Origin of the sequence: Kitasatospora sp. NPDC096128, from assembly GCF_040303105.1 — a bacterium.
Taxonomy (GTDB): Bacteria; Actinomycetota; Actinomycetes; order Streptomycetales; family Streptomycetaceae; genus Kitasatospora.
Genome location: NZ_JBEOSP010000050.1, coordinates 1 through 10,585 on the forward strand (window position 1 = coordinate 1; position 10,585 = coordinate 10,585).

General features: G+C 72.0%; 6 protein-coding genes. 3 read left to right on the forward strand and 3 right to left on the reverse strand.

Translation table 11 applies throughout. From position 1 onward, the window contains the following. Positions 1-194 precede the first annotated feature (194 nt). From ABTY61_RS35525 to ABTY61_RS35535, 3 genes are all read left to right on the forward strand, one after another. On the forward strand, positions 195-1,373 hold the full coding sequence (locus ABTY61_RS35525; RefSeq protein WP_350509307.1) for an ROK family transcriptional regulator: 1,179 nt from the start codon (positions 195-197) through the stop codon (positions 1,371-1,373). A gap of 270 nt (positions 1,374-1,643) precedes the next feature. Beyond that, complete coding sequence (gene dxs, locus ABTY61_RS35530) at positions 1,644-3,548, forward strand: 1-deoxy-D-xylulose-5-phosphate synthase (RefSeq protein ID WP_350509308.1); 1,905 nt, start codon at positions 1,644-1,646, stop codon at positions 3,546-3,548. A 196-nt stretch (positions 3,549-3,744) separates the two neighbouring features. Next, on the forward strand, positions 3,745-5,271 hold the full coding sequence (locus ABTY61_RS35535; protein ID WP_350509309.1) for an ArnT family glycosyltransferase: 1,527 nt from the start codon (positions 3,745-3,747) through the stop codon (positions 5,269-5,271). Positions 5,272-5,395: 124 nt separating this feature from the next. On the opposite strand, the gene ABTY61_RS35540 is transcribed toward ABTY61_RS35535, so the two are convergent. From ABTY61_RS35540 to ABTY61_RS35550, 3 genes are all read right to left on the reverse strand, one after another. After that, positions 5,396-7,543 carry a 3-hydroxyacyl-CoA dehydrogenase NAD-binding domain-containing protein gene (locus ABTY61_RS35540; RefSeq protein ID WP_350509310.1) on the reverse strand — a complete coding sequence of 716 codons (2,148 nt, stop codon included), beginning with the start codon at positions 7,541-7,543 and terminating at the stop codon, positions 5,396-5,398. A gap of 2 nt (positions 7,544-7,545) precedes the next feature. Continuing rightward, positions 7,546-8,790, reverse strand: a complete 1,245-nt coding sequence (locus tag ABTY61_RS35545) for a thiolase family protein (protein WP_350509311.1) — start codon at positions 8,788-8,790, stop codon at positions 7,546-7,548. A gap of 282 nt (positions 8,791-9,072) precedes the next feature. After that, complete coding sequence (locus ABTY61_RS35550) at positions 9,073-10,329, reverse strand: HRDC domain-containing protein (protein WP_350509312.1); 1,257 nt, start codon at positions 10,327-10,329, stop codon at positions 9,073-9,075. Positions 10,330-10,585 lie beyond the last annotated feature (256 nt).

A 10,585-nucleotide genomic window follows, 5' to 3' on the forward strand; every position in this document is an offset into this window, starting at 1 on the left:
GCCCCCGGAGCGCCCACCCCCGGAACCGCCCCCGGCGTCACCCACCCTCCCGAAAGCCCACCCCCACACCCAAGCCCCCCGCGCAGCGGAACCCCACCCCCCACCAGCCCCCGCACAGCGCCCCCCCGAGCCGTACCCTTCAGGAGTTGAAGGGGACACCCGGCGGAGGGTTCCCCACCCTGGGAGGGTGGATCATGTCGACGGACACACCGGGCTCACAGTCGTCCCTGCACCGGGCGAACCTGGAACGGGTGCTCCGCGCGGTGCGGATGGCCGGTTCGCTCACCCAGGCCGAGATCGCCCGCGGCACCGGCCTGTCCGCGGCCACCGTCTCCAACATCGTGCGGGAACTGAAGGAGAGCGGCACCGTCGTGGTCGCCGACACCTCCTCCGGCGGCCGCCGCGCCCGCAGCGTCTCGCTGAGCGGTGACGCCGGCATCGTGGTCGGGATCGACTTCGGCCACACCCACCTCCGGGTCGCCGTCGGCAACCTCGCGCACCGGGTGCTGGCCGAGGAGAGCGCCCCGATCGACGTGGACGTCTCGGCCGCGCAGGGCTTCGACCGGGCCGAGGCGATGGTCGACCGGCTCCTGACGCAGGCCGGCTTCCACCCGGAGAAGGTGATCGGCGTGGGCCTCGGCGTGCCCGGCCCGATCGACGTGGAGACCGGCGCCCTCGGCTCGACCGCGATCCTGCCGGGCTGGACGGGCATCGCCCCGGGCCGGGAGCTGGGGGAGCGGCTCGGCATGCCGGTGCACGTGGACAACGATGCCAACCTGGGTGCGCTGGGCGAGCTGGTCTGGGGGGCCGGCCGCGGCCTGAGCGACCTCGCGTACATCAAGATCGCCAGCGGGGTGGGCGCCGGCCTGGTGGTCAACGGACAGATCTACCGCGGTCCGGGCGGCACCGCGGGTGAGATCGGGCACATCACCCTGGACGAGGCGGGCCCGGTCTGCCGCTGCGGCAACCGGGGCTGCCTGGAGACCTTCGTCGGCTCCCGCTACCTGCTGTCGCTGCTCACCTCCACCCTCGGCCCGGACCTCACCCTGCCCCGACTGGTCGAGCTGGCCCACCAGGGCGACCTGGGCTGCCGCCGGGTGATCGCCGACGCCGGCCGCCAGATCGGTACGGGCGTGGCGACCCTGTGCAACCTGCTCAACCCCCGCCGGGTGATCCTGGGCGGCGACCTCGCCGAGGCCGGTGAGCTGGTGCTGGCCCCGATCCGTGACTCGGTGGCCCGCTACGCGATCCCCAGCGCCGCCCGTCAGCTCTCGGTCGTCCCCGGCACCCTGGGCGGCCGCGCCGAGGTGCTGGGCGCACTGGCCCTGGTGATGAGCGAGATGGGCGAGTCCGGCGCCCTCGGCCGCCACTGACCGCAGCCGTCCCCTCCCCGCCGCGTCCGACCGCACCCACCCCCACCGACGAACACCCGTTCGTCAACAAGGATTGACCCGCTCTCCCCGACCGACCTCCTGGAATGGCGGTAACCGGCCGGTGGCACCGGGCGCGCCGCTCGGCGTCCGTGTAGCGGACATTAGACTCGACCGGTCGGTACCGGCCGCGACCACCGGCCTGCCGCCGGACCGGGCAGCGACGCCCGTCGGACCGTCCGTGGTCCGCGAACACTGAACGAGGAGGAACGGGTGGCCCTGCTGACCCGCATTCGGGGACCGCGCGATCTCGACCGGCTCACGCCCGGCCAGCTGGCCGCACTGGCCCAGGAGATCCGGACCTTCCTGGTGACCGAGGTCTCCAAGACGGGCGGCCACCTCGGCCCCAACCTCGGCGTGGTGGAGCTCACCATCGCGCTGCACCGGGTCTTCGACTCGCCGCGCGACCGCATCCTCTTCGACACCGGCCACCAGAGCTACGTCCACAAGCTGCTCACCGGCCGCCAGGACTTCTCCCGGCTGAAGATGAGCGGCGGCCTGTCCGGCTACCCCTCGCGCGCCGAGTCCGAGCACGACGTGATCGAGAACTCGCACGCCTCCACGGTCCTCTCGTACGCGGACGGCCTGGCCAAGGCCAACAGGATCCAGGGCAAGGCGGACCCGGTCGTCGCCGTGATCGGTGACGGCGCGCTCACCGGCGGCATGGCCTGGGAGGCGCTGAACAACATCGCCGACGCCAAGGACCTGCCGGTCGTCATCGTCGTCAACGACAACGAGCGCTCCTACTCGCCGACCATCGGCGGCCTCGCCAACCACCTCGCCACGCTGCGCACCACCCAGGGCTACGAGCGCTTCCTGTCCTGGGGCAAGGACGCCCTGCAGCGCACCCCGGTGGTCGGCCAGCAGCTGTTCGAGACGCTGCACGGCGCCAAGAAGGGCCTCAAGGACTTCATCGCCCCGCAGGGCATGTTCGAGGACCTCGGCCTCAAGTACATCGGCCCGATCGACGGTCACGACCTGACCGCCCTGGAGTCCGCGCTGACCAAGGCGCGCGGCTTCGGCGGCCCGGTGATCGTGCACTGCCTCACCGAGAAGGGCCGCGGCTACCACGCCGCCGAGAACAACGACGAGGACCGCTTCCACGCCGTCGGCGTGATCCACCCGGACACCGGCCTGCCGGTCAAGAACTCGGGCAAGGACTGGACCTCGGTCTTCGGCGAGGAGATGGTCGCGCTCGGCCACGAGCGCGAGGACATCGTGGCGATCACCGCCGCGATGCTCCACCCGGTCGGCCTGGCGCCCTTCGCCAAGGAGTTCCCGGACCGCATCTTCGACGTCGGCATCGCCGAGCAGCACGCCGTGACCAGCGCCGCCGGCCTGGCCACCAACGGGCTGCACCCGGTCTTCGCGGTCTACGCGACCTTCCTGAACCGGGCCTTCGACCAGGTCCTGATGGACGTGGCGCTGCACAAGCTGGGCGTCACCTTCGTGCTGGACCGGGCCGGTGTCACCGGGACGGACGGCGCCTCGCACAACGGCATGTGGGACATGTCGATCCTCCAGGTCATCCCGAGCCTGCGGCTGGCCGCCCCGCGCGACGCCGACCAGGTCCGCGCCCAGCTGCGCGAGGCCGTCCAGGTCGAGGACGCCCCGACGGTGGTCCGCTACTCGAAGGGCTCGGTCGGCCCCGCCGTCCCCGCGGTCGGCCGGGTCGGTGGGATGGACGTGCTGCGCGCCGCCGGGGAGCCCTCGGGCGCCCACCGCGCGGACGTGCTGATCGTCTCGGTCGGCGCGATGGCCCCGACCAGCCTGGAGGTGGCCGACCTGCTGGCCGCCCGGGGCATCACCGCGACCGTGGTGGACCCGCGCTGGGTCAAGCCGGTGGACCCGGCCCTGCCGGGCCTGGCCGCCGAGCACCGGGTGATCGTCACGATCGAGGACAACGGCCGGGTGGGCGGCGTCGGCGCGGCCGTCGCGCAGGCGCTGCGGGACGCGGACGTGGACCTGCCGGTGCGCGACTTCGGCATCCCGCAGGAGTTCCTGGACCACGCCAGCCGGAACGAGATCCTGGCCGAGATCGGCCTGAACGCCCCGGACATCGCCGAGAAGGTGGGCGCCCTGGTCGCCAAGCTGGACGCGGCGCCGGTCCAGGCCTGAGCCGCGATCGGCGTCTGAGCCGCGGTCGGCGGAACGGTCCGGCAGCCCGCAGTCCGTTCCGTCGGTGTCGGCTCCCGTGCCGCCGACGACCGATTGTCGTAACCCTGTAACAGTTCGTCACAGGACAAGCCGACAATCGCACTGAATGGCGGGACCGGCGCTCTCCGCGCCGATCCCGCCCGGTAGGTTGTCAACCGTGCCCACCCCCACCCGCCTCCGCTTCGCCGGACTGGTCGACCGCCTGCCCGCGCGCGCCCGTACCCACATCCACCAGGGGTACTGGACGAGGCTGGTGCCGCTGCTCACCCTGGTCGCGGTGGCCACCCACATCCCGTCCTTCGCCCGGCCCGTCTGGAGCCCCGACGAGGGCTTCCTGGCCACCCAGGCCCGGATGCTCGCGGACGGCGGGGTGCTCTACGACACCGTGGTGGACCGCAAGCCCCCGCTGCTCCCCTGGCTCTACCAGGCCTGCTTCGCCGTCTTCGGCTCCGCCTCGCTGTGGCCGCTGCGCACCCTCGCGGTGGCGGCCCACCTGGTCACCGCGATCCTGCTGGCCTCGATCGCCCGCGGCCGCTGGGGCAACCGGGCCGGGGCCGGCGCCGGACTGCTCTACCTGCTGGTCTCCATCGGGCTCTCCCCGGAGGACACCCAGGCGGCGACCTTCGAGGTCTTCATGCTGCCGGCGATGGTGGCCGCCTTCCGGTACGCCGAGCGCCGCCGCTGGCTGGCTGCGGGCATCGCGGTCGCGCTCTGCTCGCTGACCAAGCAGACCGGCGGCGCGGTGCTGCTGCCGGTGCTCTGGATGCTCCTCCAGGACACCCGCCGACGGGGGGTGCGCTGGCCGCCCGCCCTGTTCAAGATCGGCTTCGGCTTCGCCGTCCCGATAGCGCTGGTGGCGGTCATCCTCACCAAGCCCAAGGGCTTCCTGTTCTGGGTGGTCACCGGCAGCGGCGACTACGCCTCCTTCGGCGGCGCCTGGCTGCAGATGCTCGGCCGGGCCTTCGGCAACCTCGGCATCCTCGCCCTGGCGGGCCTCGGCTTCCTCTTCCCGGTCGGCCGCCGGCTCTGGTTCAAGTACCGCCACCGCCCGCTGCCGGTGGCCGGCGAGGAGCACGGCTCGACCACCGACCTGTGGGTCTGGCTGCTCTCCTCCGCCGTCGCGGTCAGCGTGGGCTTCCACTTCTTCGGCCACTACTACCTGCAGCTGATGCCCCCGCTGGCGCTCCTGGGCACCGGGGCGGTCGCCACCTCGGCGATCCGCTGGAAGCCCGTCCTGGTGTACACCACGGTCGCCGCCACGGTCTTCTGGGGCCTGGCGCTGGCCTGGCCGGGGGAGCAGATGAGCCGCAACACCGAGGTGGCCACCGCGGTCGCCGCCCAGACCACCCCCAAGGACACCGTGCTGGTCTGGGGCATGCACCCCGAGCTGTACTGGCTGGCCGACCGCAAGCCGGCCAGCCGCTACCTGACCGCCGGCTTCCTCACCAACTACAGCGGCGGCAAGGACGGCAGCGCCAACGTCGGCGAACAGTTCAGCGTCAACAACGCCTGGCAGACCTTCGACAAGGAGCTCGCCAACGGCCTGCCCGAGGTCTTCGTGGACGACTCCGGCGTCGCTCCGTACCAGCCGGTGCTGGTTCCGCGGATCGAGAACCTGCTGGACACCCACTACGAGATGATCGGCGTCATCGGCGACACCGTCGTCTACCGCCTCAAGCACTGAGGCCCCCGGCCCGCGCACGGAGCAGGTGCGTGGCGCAGGCACACGGAGCAGCCCCCGGGCCACCCGCACACGAAGGAGCCCCCGGCGACGAGGTCGCCGGGGGCTCCTTCCGTAGCGCTAGGCCTTACGCGGGCACCGAGGCCACGCCGGGGGCGAGGAACTTCTTGCCGTTCACCCGCTCCGAGACGCCCTCACGGTCCAGGTACGGGGTGATCCCGCCCAGGTGGAAGGGCCAGCCGGCGCCGGTGATCATGCAGAGGTCGATGTCCTGGGCCTCGCCGACGACACCCTCCTCCAGCATCAGGCCGATCTCCTGGGCCACGGCCTCCAGGGAGCGGTTCAGGACCTGCTCCTCGGTGAGGACCGAGTCGCCGAAGGTCAGCAGCTCCAGCACCTCGGGGTCGAGGACCTGCTTACCGTCCACCCAGGTGTAGAAGCCGCGCTTGCCGGCCTTGACCACCTTGCCGAGGTTCTCGGAGACGGTGAACCGCTCCGGGAAGGCGCCGGCCAGGGTCTCCGAGACGTGCAGGGCGATGGCCGGGCCGACCAGCTCCAGCAGCACGATCGGGGACATCGGCAGGCCGAGCGGCTCGACGGCCTTCTCGACGCTGGCGATCGGGGTGCCCTCGTCGATGATGTTCTGGATCTCGCCCATGAAGCGGGTCAGGATCCGGTTCACCACGAACGCCGGGGCGTCCTTGCACAGGACCGAGGTCTTCTTCAGCTTCTTCGACACGGCGAAGGCGGTGGCCAGCGACGCGTCGTCGGTCCGCTCGCCGCGGACGATCTCGAGCAGCGGCAGGATCGCGACCGGGTTGAAGAAGTGGAAGCCGACGACCCGCTCGGGGTGCTGCAGCTTCGAGGCCATCTCGGTGACCGACAGCGAGGAGGTGTTGGTCGCCAGCACGCAGGTCGGCGAGACCACCTTCTCCAGGTCCGCGAAGACGGTCTGCTTGACGCCCATCTCCTCGAACACGGCCTCGATGACGAAGTCCGCGTCGCCGAAGGCGACGGCCTTGTCGAGCGAGCCGGTGACCAGGCCCTTGAGGCGGTTGGCCTTGTCCTGGCCGATCCGGCCCTTGCCGAGCAGCTTGTCGATCTCGGCGTGGACGTAGCCGACGCCCTTGTCGATGCGCTCCTGGTCGATGTCGGTGAGGACCACCGGCACCTCCAGACGGCGGGCGAACAGCAGCGCCAGCTGCGAGGCCATCAGACCGGCGCCGACGACGCCGACCTTGGAGACCGGGCGGGCCAGCGACTTGTCCGGCGCACCGAACGGGCGCTTGGCCCGGCGCTGCACCAGGTTGAAGGCGTAGATGCCGCTGCGCAGCTCGCCGCTCATGATGAGGTCGGCCAGGGCCGCGTCCTCGGCGTCGAAGCCGGCCTGGAGGCTGGCCTTGTCGGCGAGGTCGGCGTCCTTGACGGCGGCGATGATGTCCAGCGCCTTGTACGCGGCCGGAGCGGCCCCGTGCACCTTGGCGTCGGCGACCATGCGGCCCCAGAGGACGGCGTCGTCCCAGGCCTTGCCGCGGTCGACCGCCTCGCGCTCGACGACCAGGTCGCCCTTGACGACCTTGGCGGCCCACAGCAGCGACTGCTCCAGGAAGTCGGCCGGCTCGAAGATCGCGTCGGCGATCCCCAGCTCGAACACGTCCTTGCCCTTGAGCTGCTTGTTCTGGTTCATCGAGTTCTCGATGATGACCTTGACGGCCTTACCGGCACCGATCAGGTTCGGCAGGATGGTGCAGCCGCCCCAGCCGGGGACGAGGCCGAGGAAGACCTCGGGCAGCGAGAAGGCCGGGACGCCCGCGGACACCGTGCGGTAGTCGCAGTGCAGGCCGACCTCGACGCCGCCGCCCATGGCCGCGCCGTTGTAGAAGGCGAAGGTCGGGACGGGCAGCGCGGCGATCCGCTTGAAGACCTCGTGGCCGCCCTTGCCGATGGCCAGCGCGTCGGCGTGCTGCTTGAGCAGCTCGACGCCCTTGAGGTCGGCGCCGACGGCGAAGATGAACGGCTTGCCGGTGATCGCGGCGCCGACGATCTTGCCCTCGGCGGCCTCGGCCTCGACCTGGTCCAGCGCCTCGGACAGCTTGAGCAGCGAGCCCGGGCCGAAGGTGGTCGGCTTGGTGTGGTCGAAGCCGTTGTCGAGGGTGATCATGGCCAGCTTGCCGGCCTGCAGCGGCAGGTCCAGGTGGCGCACGTGGGCGGTCGTGACGACCTCGCCCGGGAACAGCTCGGCGCCCTGCTGGAGCAGCTCAGTCGTGTTGCTCATGCTCACTTACCACCCTCGACCTGAGACGACTTTTCCGCTCCGCTCCAATGCGGGTTCTCCCAGATGATGGTGCCGCCCATGCCGAAGCCGATGCACATCGTGGTGAGGCCGTAGCGGACGTCCGGGCGCTGCTCGAAGCGGCGGGCCAGCTGGTTCATCAGGCGCACGCCCGAGGAGGCCAGCGGGTGGCCGAAAGCGATCGCGCCGCCGAACGGGTTGACCCGCTCGTCGTCGTCCGCGATGCCGTAGTGGTCGAGGAAGGACAGCACCTGGACGGCGAAGGCCTCGTTGACCTCGAAGGCCTGGATGTCGTCGATGGTCAGGCCGGCCTTGGCCAGGGCCTTCTCGGTGGCCGGCACCGGGCCGATGCCCATGACCTCGGGCTCGACGCCCGCGAAGGCGTAGGAGACCAGGCGCATCTTGACCGGGAGGCCGAGCTCCTCGGCGACGTCCTCGGCGGCCAGCAGCGAGGCGGTGGCACCGTCGTTCAGACCGGCCGAGTTGCCCGCGGTGATGTTGCCGTGCGGGCGGAACGGGGTCTTGAGGCCGGCCAGCGACTCCATCGTGGTGCCCGGGCGCATCGGCTCGTCCACAGTGGCCAGGCCCCAGCCGGTCTCGCCGACCTCGGGGTTGGTGTTGCGGATCGTGATCGGCACCAGGTCGGGCTGGATGTCGCCGTTGGCGTACGCCTTGGCGGCCTTCTCCTGGGAGCGCACGGCGTAGGCGTCGCAGCGCTCCTTGGTGATGTGCGGGAAGCGGTCGTGCAGGTTCTCCGCGGTCATGCCCATGAACAGGGCGGACTCGTCGACCAGCTTCTCGGAGACGAAGCGCGGGTTCGGGTCCACGCCCTCGCCCATCGGGTGGCGGCCCATGTGCTCGACACCGCCGGCCACGACCACGTCGTACGCGCCGAAGGCGATGCCGCCGGCGGTGGCGGTCACGGCGGTCAGGGCGCCGGCGCACATGCGGTCGATCGAGTAGCCGGGGACGGACTTGGGCAGGCCGGACAGCAGGGCGGCGGTGCGCCCGATGGTCAGACCCTGGTCGCCGATCTGCGTGGTGGCCGCGATGGCGACCTCGTCGATGCGCTCGACGGGCAGGTTCGGGTTCCGGCGCACGAGTTCCCGGATGCACTTGACGACGAGGTCGTCGGCGCGCGTCTCGTGGTAGATGCCCTTCGGGCCGGCCTTGCCGAACGGGGTGCGGACGCCATCGACGAAGACGACGTCCCTCGCGGTACGAGGCACGGGGGCTCTCCTCCCAGGGACCAACATTTGAGGTGGGCAGGCTGCCGCCGGAGGAATCCGAGCGGCGCCGCGTCACAGCCATGCTACCGGTCGGTAACCAACCTGCCCAGGCCCCTCGGAGGGTTCTGACCATGTGTCCCGCGACACGTCCGGCACCGTTCCGACCAGGAATGCTCCCCGGAAACGCCGAAGGGGACGCCGTCCGTGCGGACGGTGTCCCCTTTTCGGAGTGCTGTCGGCGGAGCGGGGTCCGCGTGGGCGGGCCCGTGGGCTCCGGCCGGATCAGGCCTGGGCGGCGGTGTCGGCGGTGGCGGCGGTGACGAAGGCGGTGGCCACCACCGGCGCCACCAGGTCGACCTGCCACTGCCGGGCGCCGAGCCGGCGCAGCGCGGCGGCCACGCCGTCGGCGTTCAGCTCGGCCGGCGGCTCCCAGGAGACCCGGCGCACCAGGTCCGGGGTGATCAGGTTCTCGGCGGGCAGGTTGTGGCGCTCGGCCAGCTCGCTGACCGCGGCCCGGGCGCCGGAGAGCCGGGCGGCCGCGACCGGGTCCTTCTCCGCCCAGGCCCGCGGCGGCGGCGGGCCGTCGTGCGGGGCGGCGGCCGGCGGCAGCTGGTTCTCCGGGACCTCCCGGCCGCGCTGCACGGCCGCCAGCCACTGGTCCAGCTGGCGCCGGTGCAGCCGCGGGCCGAAGCCCTGCACGGCCTGCAGCGCGGCGATGTTCAGCGGCATGGCGAGCGCCGCGTTGACGATCGCGGCGTCGGAGAGCACCCGGCCGGGGGAGACGTCGCGCTCCTGGGCCATCCGGTCGCGGGCCAGCCACAGCTCGCGCACCACGGCCAGCTGGCGGCGCCGGCGAACCTTGTGCAGCTGGGAGGTGCGCCGCCACGGGTCGGTGCGCGGGGCCGGGCGGGGCGCGGCGGCGATCGCGGCGAACTCCTCCAGGGCCCAGTCGAGCTTGCCCTGGGCGTCCAGCTCCTGTTCGAGTGCGTCGCGCAGCTCGACCAGCACCTCGACGTCCAGAGCGGCGTAGCGCAGCCAGGGCTCGGGCAGCGGACGGGTGGACCAGTCGACCGCCGAGTGCTCCTTGGCCAGGCTCAGCCCGAGCACGTTCTCGGTCATCGGCCCCAGGCCGACCCGGGGGAACCCGGCGATCCGCCCGGCCAGCTCGGTGTCGAACAGGCGCTTCGGTCTCATGCCCACCTCGGCGAGGCAGGGCAGGTCCTGGGTCGCGGCGTGCACCACCCACTCGGCGTCCGCGATGGCGTCGCCCAGCCCGCTGAGGTCGGGGCAGGCGATCGGGTCGATCAGGGCGGAGCCGGCGCCGGAGCGGCGCAGTTGGATGAGGTACGCGCGCTGCCCGTAGCGGTAGCCGGAGGCTCGCTCGGCGTCGACGGCCACCGGTCCGGTGCCCGCGGCGAAGGCGGCGACGACGGCTGCCAGCGCCTGCTCGTCCGCCACGACGGGCGGGATCCCCTCCTTCGGTTCGAGGAGCGGGACCGGGGCTGCTTCTTCTGGGATGGCTGCTACGGCGTCGGTCACCTACCAAGGGTACGACGGTCGCCGGAACTGGGAGTGTTGTCGGACTGGTCAGACTGTTGATCGCCCGCTCGATCGGCTGCCCGACCGTCCGGCTGACGGCCCGACCGGCGGGTTGCCGGGCCCGGTGTCCCGGGTGCTGCCGGACGAGCGTGCGGCGGCCCAGGAGGAACGTTCCTCCTGGGTGTCCCGGACCTCTACTGGCCGGAGCAGGGCGTCGCGGTGGAGGTGGACTCGGACCTGCGCTGCGTCAGCGAGG